The following is a 15,196-nucleotide window of genomic DNA, read 5'->3' on the forward strand; positions in this document are numbered from 1 at the left end:
CGCGTTCGCGGGGATGACGGATCTGCTCATTCCTTCCATAGTGTAGGGTGCGTTAAGTAAACCGACAGCCCCGAAAGTGGGGATCCAGAGACCATGCTACGTTAACCTCGCAAACCCACTGGATTCCCGCGTTCGCGGGAATGACGAATACATCCCGTGTAAGTAAGGCATCTCGTATCGGCGGACGCCTTACTTCAGACGGCTGAAGTAGTACTCCGTTTGTAACTCCCGATCCAGGTTCACCATGCACGCTAACCCGTCTCCCGGCGCCGCGGCCGCGAATTCGCGCCACGCCACGAAAGAACTGTTGAAGCGCCTGCGGCGGCGGCTGCAATCGCAGGACGATCCGCCGGGCGTGCTGGTTCGGGCTGAGGCGCGCATCGAGGCGATGGACCCGCTGAACTGGCTTCAGGCGCAGTTGGGGCAGACTCACTACTACTGGTCGAGCCGGGAGGGATCCTTCGAGATGGCGGGCATCGGCGAGGCCGATGTGCTTGTCCCCGAGGGCGCCATCGACCTGCCGGGGCTCTTCGCGGAGATGCGGCGGCGGCTTTCGCTGGAGTGGCCGTCGCTGCGCTATTACGGCGGTTTCCGCTTCCGGGAGACCGACGAAATCCACCGCCGCTGGCGCAACTTCGCCGCGTACCGGTTCATCGCGCCGCGCATCGAGATCGTGCGCCAGGGCGAGAAGACCTGGCTGGCGTGCAACGCCGTCGCAGGGTCGCCCGAAGCGAACCGGATGGCGTACGAGGCGATCGAGGCGGACGTTCAAGGGCTGGTTTTCCCCGAGGCCCCGCTGCCGTGCCCCTTGCCGCCGATTGTGGGGCGCGCCGACTTGCCGGACCGGGTCGCCTGGGATGCGCTGGTCGAACAGGCGCTGGAGGCCTTTGATCGGGGCGATTTGCAGAAGGTGGTGCTGGCGCGGGAGACGGAGTTCCAGTTTGACTGCGAATCTCCGCTGGACCCCGTCGGGATGCTTCGCCGCCTGCTGCGGCACACGAAGCGATCGTACGAGTTCTGCTTTCACCCCACGCCGACGCGGGCCTTTCTGGGCGCCTCGCCGGAGCGGCTGTACCACCGGCGGAACGTGTACCTGGAGAGCGAGGCGCTTGCCGGCACCCGACCCCGCGGCCGCACGGACGCCCTCGACAAGGCGCTTGGCCGGGAGTTGCTGGGCGACGAGAAGGAGCTGCGCGAGCACCAGTTCGTGGTCCAGAATCTGCGCGATCACTTCAACCGCTTCTGCGTTTCGATGAAGCACGATCCCGCGCCGTCGCTGCGGCGCCTGCGGAAGGTCCAGCACCTCTACACCTATATGGAAGGCATTCTGCGGGAGCACGATTCCGACGCCGCGCTGATTGCGGCGCTGCACCCGACGCCGGCGGTCGGCGGCTCCCCTCGCGAGCAGGCGCTGTCGTGGATCGCGGAGAACGAGCCCTTCGACCGGGGCGTGTACGCGGCGCCGGTGGGCTGGGTCGGCTTTGATGACGCCGAATTCTGCGTCGGGATCCGGTCCGGGCTGATCGAGGGCAGCACGCTGGCGCTGTATTCGGGCGCGGGCATCGTGCCGGGGTCCTCCGCCGCCGGAGAGTGGGACGAGATCGAAAACAAGATGGCCAGCTTTCTGGAGGCGCTGTATGACCACCCCGGCTGACGCGCCCAACATCAATTATCAGTGGGCCGGCCTGATCGTGGAGGAGCTGATCCGCTGCGGCGTTGCCGGTTTTGTGATCTCCCCGGGATCCCGGAATTCGCCGCTGTCGATCAGCGCGGCGCGGCATCCCGCCGCGCGCGTCTGGGTCCACTTCGACGAGCGCGGGGCGGCGTTTTTCGCGCTGGGCCTCGCGCGCCAGTCGGGGCGGCCGGCGGTGCTGATCTGCACGTCGGGCAGCGCCGTGGCCAACTACCTGCCCGCGGCGGTCGAGGCCAGCGCGAGCCAGATTCCCCTGCTGATCGTGAGCGCGGACCGCCCGCCGGAGCTGATCGATTGCGGGGCCAACCAGGCCATCGAGCAGCCGGGGATTTTCGGATCTTATGTGCGCTGGGAAGCGACACTCCCCTGCCCCACGCCCGCGATCGATCCGGCGTACGTGTTGACGACGGTCGACCAGGCCGTCGCCCGGTGTGTTGGCGGGAACGCGGGCCCGGTGCACCTTAATTTCATGTTTCGCGAGCCCCTGGCGCCGGTCGCGGGCCCGGACGCGCCGCCGCACAATGGCGCTGGCCTGACCCGCTGGCGCGAGACGGCCGCACCCTGGACCGTGCACGGCGTGGAGTCCACCCGCCTCTCCGATCACGATCAGGCGGGCATCCTCGACCGGGTCCAGACCTGCGCGCGCGGCTTGCTTGTCTTCGGCGCACTGCGCGATCCGGCGGAGCGCGCCGCGGCCCGGGCGCTTTCGGAGGCCCTCGGCTGGCCCGTACTGGCGGATGTCTGCGCGGGACTGCGCGGCCCGGGCGCGCCGGGATCCCTGATGCGCTGGGGCGACCTTATCCTGCTGGACGAGACGATCGACGATGCTTGGACGCCGGAGTTCGTGATTCACATTGGTGGCGCACTGACCTCGAAGCGCACCCAGCAGGCGCTGGAGCGCTGGCGGCCGGCGTATCTCCGCGTTTGCCTCGGGGGCACGCGCCGCGACCCGGGCCATATCGTGACGCAGCGCTGCAACGTGGCGCCCGCCGATTTCTGCGCGTGGCTTGCCGCGTGTCTCACCGGTTACCCGCCCGGAGCGCCGCCGGCGGCCTGGCGCGCGCGCGACGCCGCCTGCGACGCGGCGATCGCGGCCTGGGAAGCACAGCAAACCGGGCTTACGGAGATCGGGGCCGCGCGCATCGTCGCGAACCAGGCGCCCGAGGGGTCCACGGTATTCCTGGGGAACTCCATGCCGGTGCGGCTCGCCGACAGCTATGCCTGGCCCGACCGGGATGGCGTCGCCTTTGTCGCGAACCGGGGCGCGAGCGGAATCGACGGCAACCTGGCGACGGCGGCGGGCCTTACGGCGGCTTCGGGCGGCCCGGTCATCGCGCTGGTGGGCGATCTGACCGCGTTGCACGATCTGAACTCGCTCGCGCTCCTGCGAACGATATCGCCGCCGCTTGTGGTGGTGGTGTTGAACAACGACGGCGGCGGTATTTTCCATCACCTGCCGATCGCCGCCGAGCACGATGTGTTTGAGCGCTGCTTCGGCACGCCGCACGGTCTACGCTTCGGCGAAGCCGCGGCGCAATTTGGCCTGCGGTACGCGAATCCGTCTGGCGCGGAAGCGCTTGGCGAGGCGCTGGACCTTGCCCTGGCGGCCTCCTCCCCCACTTTGATCGAGGTCACGCTCGGTCGCAACGCCGAGCACGCCGTCCATCTCGACCTGCGCGCGCGCCTGCGCGAGGCCATGGAGCAGGCGCGACCGTGAGATTGTTGCGATGTTCCAACCGTTGATTCCTGTTTCCCTGGCGGGCGCGCCGCCCGCCCCGCCGGTGGTATTCCTCCACGGATTCCTGGGCGACGCGAGCGATTGGCGGGCGGTCGCCGAGGCGCTGGCGCCGGAGCACCACGTGCTGGCGGTTGATCTACCGGGCCACGGCCCCGACGCCACGCCCACCACGATGGGCCTGGACGCCTGCGCCGAAGCGTTGCTTGCGGGCTTCGCGCGCGCGGGCCTGCGCCGCCCCGATGTCGCCGGCTATTCCATGGGCGGCCGCATTTCGCTGTACCTGGCGAGGCGCTATCCGGACCGTGTGGGGCGGCTGGTCCTCGAATCGGCGTCTCCGGGGATTGCCGATGCCGCGCAGCGGGCGAGCCGCGCCGTCCAGGACGCCGCCCTGGCGGAGCGCCTCGCCGCGATGGAGCCGGGCGGCGCCGCGTTTCGCGCGTTTCTGGAGGAATGGTATGCGATGTCGCTGTTTTCGACGCTCCAGCGCCGCCCGGAACTGCTGGAGCCCCTGATCGCGCGGCGGCTTACGCGGTGTGTGCCCGCCGCTGTCGGATCCTCTCTCACGGGCCTGGGCACCGGCGCGCAAGCGAGCCTGTGGGAGGAGTTGCACGCCCTGAAAGCGCCCGCGCTGGCCATCACCGGCGAGGACGACCGCAAGTTCCGCATCATCGCGGAGGACATGGCGCTGGCGTGTCCCGCGATGGCGACGGAGATCCTCACCGGCTGCGGCCACAACGTCCACCTCGAAAACCACGAGGCCTTCGTGACGGTCGTTCGCGCGTTCCTGCACCCCAACGGCGGACCGTAATTTCGGCGATTCGCGCTGAACTTGGATCGGCCCGCCGCCATGGCATACGATCAGGGGGTGAACCATCTCTGCCCGCAACTTCTTGCGGGCGCTGCCCCGGGAAATGTGCCGTGCCGAATACCGATCCCCAGCCGCCTTCACGTATGCAGGCGTTCAAGATGTTTGACCGGATTGCGCACCGGTATGACCTGCTCAACCGCCTGCTATCCATGGGGACGGATGTGCGGTGGCGGCGGAAACTGAACCGGCGCGTGCCCGCGGGGGAGAAGCTGCGGGTGCTGGACCTGGCCACAGGTACGGCGGATGTGTTGATCGCGATGAATGGCGCCTGCCCGCAGGTAGCCTCGGGCGTGGGGCTCGACATGTCCGGCGGGATGCTTCATTATGGCCGGGAGAAGCTGATCCGGCTCGGCCTCGACCGGAAATTCCGGCTTGTGCGTGGCGATGCGACTTGTCTGGGGCTCGAATCCGGCCAGTTCGACGCGGTGACGATATCCTTCGGCATCCGGAACGTGATCGACGTGGCGCAGGGGCTGCGCGAGATGCGCCGGATCCTCAAGCCGGGTGGCAGGGCGTTGATTCTGGAGTTTTCCCTGCCGTCGAACCGCCTCTTCCGCGCCATGTACCTGTCTTACTTCCGGAATATCCTGCCGCGTATCGGGGCGCTGATCTCCGGCGACAGCTACGCGTACCGCTACCTGAACGAAACGGTGGAGACCTTTCCGTATGGCGAGGACTTCTGCCAGCTGATGCGTGACGCGGGCTTTGAGGGGGTGACTGCGACGCCGCTTACGTTTGGCATCGCCAGCCTCTACCAGGGCGATCGGGGTTCAGTTGACAGTTGACAGTTGACAGTTGACAGTTGGCGGTTGGCGGTTGGCGGTTGGCGGTTGGCGGTTGGCATCCTTTGCGCCGATTATGAATTCGACTTTGTCTTCTTGATGATGGCCGTGAGTAGCTTCAGCAGTTCCTTCAAGTCGGAAATTATCGACTCGAAGCCTTTTTCGTCAATGTATTCCGACCGGTATAAGAGCTCCAGCCAGTACTCGGATTCATTTGCTTCTTTGAGTGCGATAGCCAACTTGTGGACAAAGTCCGCTCTGCTCTCCGCCTGTTCGGCTTCGCGAACGAGCGCACCAATCGCCGTACCGGAACGCAACAGTTGTTTGCTGAGGACAAACTCCCGCTTTTCTTTGCATAGATACTCGTAGAGCCTGACGGTGCGCAAGGCGAACGCAAATGAATGATTCCGTAACGCCCCTTCCTTTTCCAACCCGCGTCTCCTTCTTGACTATCTCAGCTTTGTGAGATCCCCGAAACTGCATGATAAACCGCCAACCGCCAACCGCCAACCGCCAACCGCCAACCGCCAACCGCCAACCGCCAACCGCCAACCGCCAACCGCCAACCGCCAACCGCCAACCGCCAACCGCCAACTGTGAACTGTGAACTGTGAACTGTGAACTGTGAACTGTGAACTGTCAACTGTCAACTGTCAACTACAAGAACACCGCGCGGTCCTTGTCCATCGAGTCGAACAGGTAGACCCCGAGCTGGCGGAGGAGCGTGTCCAGCCGGACCATGGGGAAACCGAGGACGTTCTGGTAGCAGCCCTCGTAGCGCTGGACGATGAGGCTGCCGGGCCCGTCGACGGTGTAGGCGCCGGCACGGTCGAGCGGCTCCACGACGTAGACGAAGCGATCGATCTCCTCGTCGGAGAGGTCGCGGAAGGTGACGTGCGTGGTCTCCGCGCCCTCGATGCGCGTGCCGGTCTCCGTGTCGCACAGCGCGAGCCCCGTAACCACCTCGTGCGTGTGGCCGGCCAGCATCCGCAGCATCCGGCGGGCGTCGTCGAAATCGGCGGGCTTTGGGAGCACATGCTCGTGGTGGAAGACCAGGGTGTCCGCCGCGATGATGATCGCCGGCTGATCGAGGCGCGCGCCGACGTCGTCCCGCTTGATGACCGCGTTGTTGATCACGATTTCGGCGGGGCTGTCCCCGGTGTTCGGTTCGTGGGCATCGCTGGTGATGACGTCGAAGTCGACGCCGAGCGCACGGAGGAGGCTCTGGCGGCGTGGCGATCCGGAGGCGAGGATCAGGCGCTTATTCATGGGGTGGGCAGTTCCCGCACCTGGAGCGCGCCGGTTTCGGCGGCCTCCGCCGGGGCAGGGGCCGGGGACTCGATATTTTTCGGCGCGCCGGTCTCCAGCGGATCCGGCGGCATGAGGACGCCGCCCGGGGGGACTTCCCGCAACGTGACTTCGCCGTTCTCGATGACCCGCGTGCCGGCCGGGATCTTAAGCTGGGTCTGGGCTGGGTCGAGGGGCTGGTTGACCTGGTAATTCGTGAACTCGGTCACCATGCGCGTGTCGTCGTCGAACTCGATATCGATGCGGTACGGCAGGTAATCGTCGTCACGGAGGTAAATGGTGACTTCCTGAAAGGGGGCCTGGTCCTGGTTTTCCTTGTAGGGCCGGATTTCGATGCCGTGGTTTCCCTGGGCGCTCTGCATGGAAAAGACGCGGACATCATATGCCTCGCGGAGGGCGGCGGGGTCGGTATCGAAGCCGAGGAAAAAGATGCTGGACTCGGGGCTTTCGTCGATATCGTAGAGCTGGACCTGCTCCTCGAGCGGATCGAAATCGTAGACGCGTCGGCCGTCTATCATAATGGAGGGCTCGTCGATGCCGTAGCGGAAAAGGATGCGGCGGGGCTTGCCGAAGGTCAGCTTGCCATGGCGGAGGGAGCGGTCGCCGAACTGGATGGTCTCTTCCTGAATATCGGCCTCCAGGACGCGGATTTCGGCGCGCTTCTGCGCAAACGTCTCGAAGAAGGCCTCGAAATCGCCGGCGTCCGGCGCCTGCGCGGGAAGGATTGCGGCGAGCAGCAGCAGCGCGGTATTCATCGATCGTTCTCCAGGTGGGGCATATGGTCGTCCTCCATGATGGCCACGTCGCCCCCACCGTCATGGTGGTCGTCGTGGTCGGAGGCGCGGGGTCCGGCGTTCTGGCGATCTCCCGGGGCCTCGAGGGCGGCGTCCCGCCCCGCCGTGTCCTCTTCCGCGGGCAGCACATCGAGCATCTCGTAGCGGGTGTCGCCGTTTTCGCGGAGGAGCGCGTCGTAAAGATTGAGGACGGCGCGCATGTCGGCCTTGAGGCGCTTCCGGTTTTCCCGGAGGTCGGCGATCTCCTCGCGCAGCGATTCGGGCACGGCGAGCGCGTTTTTCCGGGCGGCCTCGCGAATCAACTCCGCCTCACGCCGGATGAGATCGGCTTCGCGGCGGGCCTGTTCGATGGTGCTGTCGCTCATGCGCTGGGCGGCGGCCAGGGCGTCGGCCAGGGAGTGCTCCATGGCCCGGAGCGCGCCGAGTTCGGCTTCGCGGGCCTCGGCCTCTTCCCTCAGGCTGGCGACCTGCTGTTGGAGGCGCTCGAAGGCGTCCGCGGCGCGCTCGAGAAACGCGGCCACCTCGGCCTTGTTGAATCCGCGAAAGGCCGTCTTGAAATCGGCGCTGTAGAGGTCGCTCGCCGTAATGGCCGGGGTATCCCCGAGCACCTCGTCCATGATCTTGTTTTTTTCCATCAGAGGGTTCCGTTCTGCATTGCGGGCCGCACCCGACCAGACGCGGGCCGGCGCGCGGGATTCATTTTCAGGCGCCCAGCTCGCGGGAGCGGCGCACGGCGGCGGCGACGGCATCGGCCACGAGGGCATCGAGGCCGCCATCGCGGTAGGCGTTCAGGGCGGCCTCGGTGGTGCCGCCGGGCGACGTGACCTTCTTGCGGAGGGTCTCCGCGGGTTCTCCGGTCTCCTGGAGCAGCTTGCCGGCCCCGACCAGCGTTTGCGCCGCGAGGCGCTCGGCCACCGCGCGATCCAGGCCCTGCGCGGCCGCCGCCTCGACGAGGCACTCGACCAGGTAGAAGAAATAGGCGGGCCCGCTGCCGCTGAGCGCGGTGATGGCGTCGAGCGCGGATTCGTCGACCAGTTCGGCGATGCCCATGGAGGCGAAAATCTCGCGCGCCAGGAAGATTTGTGCGTCGCTGCATTGGGGGCTGGCGGCGATACCCGCGGCGCCGGCGTGCACGAGATAGGGCGTGTTCGGCATGACACGGACGACGGCGGTATCCGCGCCGAGGCGCTCCTGGATGAATCCGGTGGAGATGCCGGCGGCGATGGAGATCACGAGGCTGTCCGGCGCGCAGTGGGGGCGTACTTCGTCGAGCACCGCGCCCATGATCTGGGGCTTGACGGCGAGGAGGAGAACGCTGGAGCCCGCGACGAGGTCCGGCAGGGACGCCGCGCAGGCGATCCCGGCTTCCCGGGCCGCGGCCATGCGGTCCGGCGACGGGTCAAACGCGAGGACGCGGTCTTTTTCGATGGCGCCGAGGCCAATCAGGCCCTCCGCGATGGCGGCGCCCATGTTGCCGTAACCGAGGAATCCGAGGGTTTCCGATATCACCGTATCCTACTCCTTTGCCGGGTTGAGGGCGGCGGCGTCCCGCGCGAGCAATTCCTCCTCGCCGAGCACGGGAAGGTCGCGCACCATCGCGATTTCGTCGCAGCCCGGGAAAAGCCGGCACCGCGTGCAGTCCTTGAACACCTTGTAGGGCAACTCGAGCTTATCGACTTCGTGGAAGTGCACGCGCTGGAAGAAGCCGGGCACCCGGGTCAGGGCGTAGACGCGCGCGATGTTGAGGCTCTGTGCCTCGCGCAGCACGGCCTCCACAAGCTGTTCGCCGATCCCGCGCCCGCGCAGGCGCTGCGCGACGACCAGGGAACGCACTTCGGCCAGATCGATCATGTCGATGTGCAGCGCGACGCAGCCGCCCAGCCCGTTTTCATCGGTGTATACATAGAAATCCCGGACGTTCTCGTAGAGTTCCGGGAGCGCGCGCGGCAGGACGCTGCCCTGGGCCACCGCCTCGTCGAGCAGGGCCTTGATGGCGACGACTTCGGTAAGTTTGGGCTTTCGAACCATGGGCGGATGCCAGCCGGGGTTTCAGGGGGTGTTTTTGGCGTCGAGCGGAGCCCTGCCTTGCCCGGTGAGTGTAGCACAGGCGCGGGATCGCGGGCGAATGGCGGGGGGCGGAAAGCGGCGCGGCCCCGGAGAAGGTCTCTCCGGAGCCGCGCGAATTTCCTGGGGTGATGCGGGTTATTTTTCCAGAATCACCAGAAAGTCGTTGTAGCTCTTGCCGTGGTTGGCGGTGATCGACGCGACGGTCCATCCTTCCTTCAACATCTGGTCGAGCTTGTCCTTGTTCGAACCGTTGGATTCGATAATGAGCGATGACTGCATGGCGCCTCCTCCTCGAAACTGGGGCATGGGTCCGGCGGCGCCCGCCGGGAGGGCGGCGCGCCACGTAAAAACAGGCCCAATCGTAGCAGTTTTCGGCGGTGGAATAAAGTTTATGGCTGGGGTACGAGCACGCCGAGGCCCACGATCTCGCCCGGTGGCAGGGCCGTCATCCCGTGCTCAATTCGCGCGCCGGAACCGGTCTCGAAATGAAGCAGGAATTCTCCCGGAGGGATGCTTGGGAAAATGGCCTGCCCGAGCGCGCTGGTCCGGGTGCGCGCGGGCCACCAGGGGCCCCGCGTGCTGTGTACGAGCATGAGCCGCACTTCCTCGTTGGCCAGGGGGGCGCCGTCCGGGGTCTGGAATTGGGCCTCGAGCGCCGCCGCCGGGACCATCTGCACGGTTAACACTTCCTCGATCGCGCCACCGCCGGGAAGCACCTCGTAGAAATTGTTCGGGAAGTACTTCAGCGCGGGATCCCAGGCGCGGAGAAATAGCGACTCGGTTGACGGGAACCGCAATTGTCCCTCGCCGGTGGCGCCGGTGGGATTTCCGGCCGCAACGGGCTCGTCGAAGGCGTTGGGCTGGCGTGTGGCGATCGGGATCATGTCCGCCAGCGGGCGTCCAGCCAGATTGACTACCTTAATCCGCGCCTCCACGGGTCCGGCCGGGGTGTTCGGCTCGGGCGCGGGCGCGGCCCGGGGCGCGGGGGCGGGGTGCGCCGGGGCGGGCGGTGGCGTTTCTGTCCGGGGGGCGCCGGGCGGCGTATCCGGCGGGCCGCAGGCGGCGAGGGCGGCGGACAACGCCAGGATCAGCAGTGCATTTCGCATCAGGCCTCCTCCCCACCGCCGAACTGGGTGCGGTACAGCCGGGTGTAGATGCCGCCCCGGGCCAGGAGCGCGGCGTGGTTGCCGTCCTCCACGATACGCCCGTCCTCGATCACGAGTATACGGTCCGCGCGCTGGATGGTGGAGAGGCGGTGTGCGATGACAAAGGCGGTGCGCCCTTCGAGGAAATGCTCCAATGCGTCCTGAATCAGGCGCTCGCTCTCCGAATCGAGGCTGGAGGTCGCCTCGTCGAGGATCAGGATACTCGGATCCTTGATAAAGGCCCGGGCGATGGCCAGGCGCTGCCGCTGGCCGCCGGAGAGGGTCGTGCCGGCCTCGTCGAGCCGTGTGTCGTAGCCGTTCGGCAGCTTTTCGATGAACTCGGCGGCGTTCGCGGCCCGCGCCGCCTGCCGAATCTGCTCGTCGCTGTAGTCCGGGCGGCCCGCCGCGATGTTCTCGCGGACCGTCTCCGCGAAGAGGATCGTGTCCTGGGTGACGAGGCTGATCTGGTCGCGCAGGCTGCGCGCGGAGACCGTCCGGATGTCGGTGTTGTCAATGCGGATGGCGCCTTCCCGCACATCGTAGAAGCGCGGGATGAGTTTCACCAGCGTGCTCTTGCCGGAGCCGCTCGGGCCAACCAGCGCGACGGTCTCGCCCTTGCGGACGTGCAACGAGATGTTTTTCAGGACCGGGGTCCCGGGCAGGTAGCCAAAGGATACGTTGTCGAAGTGGATGCCTTCCACCAGGGGGGGCAGATCCGGCGCACCCGCGCGTTCGTCCACTTCGGGCTTGAGATCGATGAATTCGAAGACGCGCTCCGCGCTGGCGATGCTGGTCTGCACCAGGTTGTTCACCGCGGAGAGCTTGCGGATGGGATCGAGCAGCATGGCGAGTGAGATGAGGAGCGCCAGGGCCTGGCCGGGGGTGAGGTCGCCGCTGTCGATGCGGAGGGCGGCGCCCATGAGGAAGGCGGCGACGCCGAGGACAAGGATGAATTCGGTGCTGGGCCCGGTGGCGGCGTGGAGTCGGACCATCTGGAAGAGGTGTCGTCGAAGCCGGCTGGTCTCGGCTCGAACGCGTTCAACTTCGTAGGGCTCCATCGTGAACACCTTGACGATGCTGATGCCGTTCACCGTCTCGTGCACCACCGAGGCCATGCTCGAAATCTTCTCGAGCGAGCGCCGGACGCTCTTGCGCATTTTCATGCCGATCTTCGCCAGGATGAGGAAGACCAGGGGAAAGCCGCAAATGCCGATGAGGGTCAGCACGGGATCGGTCAGGAGGGCGAAACCGAGGAAGAATACCGCGAGGATGGGCTCACGCATAAACTTGACCAGGACGCCTTCGAGGCCGCGATTGACCATGAAAATATCGTTGGTGAAGCGTGCGAGCACGTCGCCGGTGGTGCGCGTCTCGAAGAAGCCGACCGACTGCATCATAAGGTTTTCGTACATCTGTCGGGCGAGATCCGTGGAGATGTACGCGCTGACGGAACCGCCGAGGAACTCCTGGAAAAACTTGGCGACGCCGACGCCGACGAAGACGATAATGAGGGCGATGCAGGTAATTTTGATTGCGTTCACTTTGTCCGCGCGCATGGAATCGACCATGGTGCGGAACCGGGGCTCAAGCTGGCGCGGGGGCTGGAGGTACTGTTCCCAGAAGCTACCGGGAAGGAGTTCGATGGCCCCCTCAATGTTCCGGTTCAGCTTGCGGATCTGGGCGGCGATGAGCTCCTGGGGGTCTTCCTTTTCGCTGGTGGCGGGGTCGTAATAGGTGATATTCACCACCTCGCGCACGGTGAAGAGCATGGCGGTGAACGAAACGGCCACGGTCAGGGCGAAGAGGAGGGAGACGGCGAGCCGGAACTTGTAGCGCCAGGCGTAGCTCAGCAGGCGTCCATAGACACGGACGGCCGAACCGCGGGGACGGTCGGGGCGGGGTGCGACGGGCTCGCCATTTGGGGCAGCAGACAGCATGGGGGTGTGGGCTTCCGGAAGCGGGAGAAACTGCCCCGAATGCTAGCACAGGCCCCGTAAGGCGGTCAAAACGCGGGACTTCCGGCGGATGCTATTCGCTGCCGAGCAAGGGCGAGGATTCCAGCGCCCGGGAAGCGAGCGCATTCAGGCTTTCGTCATTCTTGCGCGCCGCTTCCGCAAGCCGCCGGTGCAAATCGGGAGAGACCCGCAGCACGAATTTTCCAGAGTACGGTTTCTGGGGCGCCTTACCGATTTTCTTGCAGTGGGCCAGATACGCTTCAACGGAATTCTTGAACTCCTCGCGCAATTCATCGATTGAGCGGCCCTGGAAATGAATGGTATCGGGGATGTTCGTTACGATGCCAAAAAACTCATCGCTCCCCGTATCGTACTCGAGGCGGGCTTCATAGCCCTTGTAGGAAAGTAGGTCTTTCACAGCGATACTCCGGCCCCCTGCGGAAATCGGCGCAACGCCACAACCACGCCCTTTCGGAGCACTCACGAGCGTCCCTTGTTCGGCAAAGCGATGATACTATGGACAGTATAATCTGTCAATTCAAGGGTGTCGGGTTCGTGTCGCTTTCCAGGACCACGCGGAAGCCGTAGCCGACGCCGGGGGCGTAGCCGTAGCGGGCGGCGGAGCGGATGAATTCGGCCTTGCTTTTGGCCTGGCCGCCGCGCAGGACTTTGGCGCCGTCGCCCGGCGGGCCCTGGGGGTCGGTTGCGGGCTCGGTGGTGTATTTCCGACCGACGTTGTCGAGGCAGTATTCCGCCTGGTTCCCGTGCATGTCGTAAAGGCCCCAGGGGTTGGGCGGGTACTGGGCGACGGCGACCGGCTTGCCGTGGTAGGCGCCGGCCGGGTTGAAGCGTGTGGCCGCCTGGGCGTCGAAATTGGCCTGATCCGAAGTGATCGTGTCGCCTGTGTAAAAGGCGGTTGACGTGCCGGCGCGGCAGGCGTACTCCCATTCCGCTTCGGTGGGCAGGCGGAATGTCCGGCCCGTCTTCTCGCCGATAAGGCGGCAGAATTCGACGGCCTCGAACCAGGTAACTTCGTGCGCGGGGTGGTTTTCCTCGCCTTCCCGGGTGCGCCGCTCGGTGGGTCCCATGATCGCGACGAACTGCGCGTTGGTGATGGCGGTCGCGCCGAGATAGAAGTCGCGGCTGATGGTGACGGGCTGTTGGGGGCGCTCGTTGGGCGCGCCGCCCTCTTCGGGCGGAGTGCCCATCAGGAACGATCCAGCTGGAATCGGGACGAGGTCGAAATGGGCGGCGGCGCCGAGTTGGACCCGCTGGATAGCGCCGTCGCGCGGCTCGATGCGGATGTCCATGGCGTCGAGCATTGCCTGGCGGTCGGCGTCCCGCTGCCGATTTTCGGCGTCTCGGCGCGCGGCGAAGGCGGACGCGGCCTCGGCGCAACGATCCTTCGCGGCCCGCTGGATAGCGCGGAAGGTTTCGGCGTCCAGCGCGACTTCTGGCTCGGGGGCATTCGGATCGGTACCGTTCAGGTATTCCTCGATGTTCGGGTAGCCATCGCCATCCGGATCGGCGAGGTAATCGTCCGGGTATTCGGGGTCCAGGCGGTGGGCGGCTTCCCATTCGTCCGGCATGCCGTCGTGGTCGCGATCGGCGGGTGGGTCCGCCGCCTCAAGCGCGGGCCAGCCCCCCACTTCGTCCGGTGAATCGATGATGCGCCCGGCGCCGGTGCGGATTTCTTCGATGAGGCGCGCATCGGCCTGGTCGCGGCGGGGCAGGATGGCGCCGGCTTTCGCCAGGACGCGATCGCGCGCGACGCCGGCGGGATCGGTGGTTACGGGCGGGACATCAAAGGGACCCGCGACCGACACCACCGCGCGGAAGGCGTCGGCGTCCACCCCGCGCGGCGGGCGGATGAGCAGCCGGTTGTCAGCCGTCTGTTCCGGTCCGCTGGCAAGCACGTTGCCATCGAAAAAGAGGCGGGGCGCATCGTCCGCGGGTTCGAAGACGAGGGTCCGGACGGTGTTTCGCGTGGAGGGGCCGGCCTGGAAGTAGTTGTTGATGTAGTTCACGTGGGCCGGGCCGCCGGAGGTGTAGCCGCCGCGGTAACCCCAGTTGTAGACGATGTTATTCCGGAAATCGAGCACGATGTTGTTCACGCGCGCGTTCCGGGCTGCGTTGTGCGCGTAGATGCTGTGGTGGATGGTGATGCCGCCGTCCCCGCCGAGGATGGAGCCCTTGCTGTGCTCGCCCTTGGGGTGGAAGGAGTGCGAGAGGCCCTCGGCGATGATGCTCCACTGGACGGTGAGATTGTGGACGCTCCCGAAGCTACTCATGACCTCGTCGATGGCCCAGCTCATGCTGCAATGGTCAATGATGCTGTTGTTTCCGCCGAAGATGCCGACGGCCATCTGCTCTTTCTTCGTGCGATCGCCGGAACGGAAGCGGAGATGCCGCAGGATCACGTCGTGCGTGGCGAGGACCACCTGGTAGTCGCGGAACGCGATGCCGCCGCCCGGCGCGGTCTGTCCGGCAATCGTTACGAAGGGTTCCCGTATCCAGAGATCGGCCTTGAGGTCGATTGTGCCGCTGGTGCGGAAGAGGATATAGCGCGGTCCTTTAGCCGAGGCCGCGGCGCGGAAGCTGCCCGGGATCGGGTCCTCCTCGCCGGGGATATAGTCGTCGAGGGTGGTGACGAAGTGGAGCGCGCCGCCGCGCCCGCCCGGGGTGGCGGCGCCGAAGCCCTCCGCGCCGGGAAAGGCCCGAACGAGGGTTTCCGCACAGGCGGCGCCGGCGGCCGCGAGGGCCAGGGCGATGAACGGGGCAAAAGCGTGGCGCATGGCGGGGCATCCTCCGGGGCTGGCGCCACTATAGGCGTCCCCAAGCCCGCG

The 15,196-nt window shown here is 66.3% G+C and carries 15 protein-coding genes; 4 read left to right on the forward strand and 11 right to left on the reverse strand.

From position 1 onward, the window contains the following. Positions 1–307 precede the first annotated feature (307 nt). The 4 genes from KF886_11000 (at position 308) to ubiE (ending at position 5,084) form a co-directional block, all read left to right on the forward strand. Positions 308–1,654 (forward strand): isochorismate synthase, encoded by a 1,347-nt coding sequence (locus tag KF886_11000; protein ID MBX3177880.1) that lies wholly within the window; start codon positions 308–310, stop codon positions 1,652–1,654. Next, a complete protein-coding gene (locus KF886_11005) occupies positions 1,638–3,410 on the forward strand; it encodes a 2-succinyl-5-enolpyruvyl-6-hydroxy-3-cyclohexene-1-carboxylic-acid synthase (protein ID MBX3177881.1) in 1,773 nt (590 codons plus the stop codon). Before KF886_11000 ends, KF886_11005 begins: the two co-directional genes overlap by 17 nt. A 10-nt stretch (positions 3,411–3,420) precedes the next feature. After that, positions 3,421–4,239 carry a 2-succinyl-6-hydroxy-2,4-cyclohexadiene-1-carboxylate synthase gene (menH, locus tag KF886_11010; GenBank protein ID MBX3177882.1) on the forward strand — a complete coding sequence of 273 codons (819 nt, stop codon included), beginning with the start codon at positions 3,421–3,423 and terminating at the stop codon, positions 4,237–4,239. A 110-nt stretch (positions 4,240–4,349) separates the two neighbouring features. Beyond that, positions 4,350–5,084 carry a bifunctional demethylmenaquinone methyltransferase/2-methoxy-6-polyprenyl-1,4-benzoquinol methylase UbiE gene (gene ubiE / locus KF886_11015; protein MBX3177883.1) on the forward strand — a complete coding sequence of 245 codons (735 nt, stop codon included), beginning with the start codon at positions 4,350–4,352 and terminating at the stop codon, positions 5,082–5,084. A gap of 71 nt (positions 5,085–5,155) precedes the next feature. On the opposite strand, the gene KF886_11020 is transcribed toward ubiE, so the two are convergent. The 11 genes from KF886_11020 to KF886_11070 all read right to left on the reverse strand — a co-directional run bounded on the left by KF886_11020 (position 5,156) and on the right by KF886_11070 (position 15,145). Beyond that, on the reverse strand, positions 5,156–5,512 hold the full coding sequence (locus tag KF886_11020) for a four helix bundle protein (GenBank protein MBX3177884.1): 357 nt from the start codon (positions 5,510–5,512) through the stop codon (positions 5,156–5,158). A 226-nt stretch (positions 5,513–5,738) separates the two neighbouring features. Then, positions 5,739–6,350 carry a septum formation protein Maf gene (gene maf, locus KF886_11025; protein MBX3177885.1) on the reverse strand — a complete coding sequence of 204 codons (612 nt, stop codon included), beginning with the start codon at positions 6,348–6,350 and terminating at the stop codon, positions 5,739–5,741. Beyond that, the gene (locus KF886_11030) at positions 6,347–7,144 is read right to left on the reverse strand and encodes an outer membrane lipoprotein carrier protein LolA (protein MBX3177886.1); all 798 of its coding nucleotides are present in this window, start codon (positions 7,142–7,144) and stop codon (positions 6,347–6,349) included. The genes maf and KF886_11030 overlap by 4 nt, the downstream gene beginning before the upstream one ends. Next, positions 7,141–7,818 (reverse strand): DivIVA domain-containing protein, encoded by a 678-nt coding sequence (locus KF886_11035; protein ID MBX3177887.1) that lies wholly within the window; start codon positions 7,816–7,818, stop codon positions 7,141–7,143. Before KF886_11035 ends, KF886_11030 begins: the two co-directional genes overlap by 4 nt. A 67-nt stretch (positions 7,819–7,885) precedes the next feature. Then, positions 7,886–8,692: a pyrroline-5-carboxylate reductase gene (locus tag KF886_11040; protein MBX3177888.1), complete on the reverse strand. Its 807-nt coding sequence runs from the start codon at positions 8,690–8,692 to the stop codon at positions 7,886–7,888. Between the two features lie 6 nt (positions 8,693–8,698). Beyond that, the gene (locus KF886_11045) at positions 8,699–9,211 is read right to left on the reverse strand and encodes an N-acetyltransferase (GenBank protein ID MBX3177889.1); all 513 of its coding nucleotides are present in this window, start codon (positions 9,209–9,211) and stop codon (positions 8,699–8,701) included. Between the two features lie 174 nt (positions 9,212–9,385). Next, the gene (locus KF886_11050) at positions 9,386–9,529 is read right to left on the reverse strand and encodes a hypothetical protein (protein MBX3177890.1); all 144 of its coding nucleotides are present in this window, start codon (positions 9,527–9,529) and stop codon (positions 9,386–9,388) included. A gap of 110 nt (positions 9,530–9,639) precedes the next feature. After that, on the reverse strand, positions 9,640–10,356 hold the full coding sequence (locus KF886_11055; GenBank protein MBX3177891.1) for a hypothetical protein: 717 nt from the start codon (positions 10,354–10,356) through the stop codon (positions 9,640–9,642). Next, complete coding sequence (locus KF886_11060) at positions 10,356–12,332, reverse strand: ABC transporter ATP-binding protein (protein ID MBX3177892.1); 1,977 nt, start codon at positions 12,330–12,332, stop codon at positions 10,356–10,358. Before KF886_11060 ends, KF886_11055 begins: the two co-directional genes overlap by 1 nt. Positions 12,333–12,423: 91 nt before the next feature. Beyond that, complete coding sequence (locus KF886_11065) at positions 12,424–12,768, reverse strand: type II toxin-antitoxin system HicB family antitoxin (protein ID MBX3177893.1); 345 nt, start codon at positions 12,766–12,768, stop codon at positions 12,424–12,426. Positions 12,769–12,883: 115 nt separating this feature from the next. Further along, the gene (locus KF886_11070; GenBank protein ID MBX3177894.1) at positions 12,884–15,145 is read right to left on the reverse strand and encodes an SUMF1/EgtB/PvdO family nonheme iron enzyme; all 2,262 of its coding nucleotides are present in this window, start codon (positions 15,143–15,145) and stop codon (positions 12,884–12,886) included. Positions 15,146–15,196: the final 51 nt, after the last annotated feature.

The organism is Candidatus Hydrogenedentota bacterium (genome assembly GCA_019637335.1).
In the GTDB taxonomy this organism is placed as follows: domain Bacteria; phylum Hydrogenedentota; class Hydrogenedentia; order Hydrogenedentales; family JAEUWI01; genus JAEUWI01.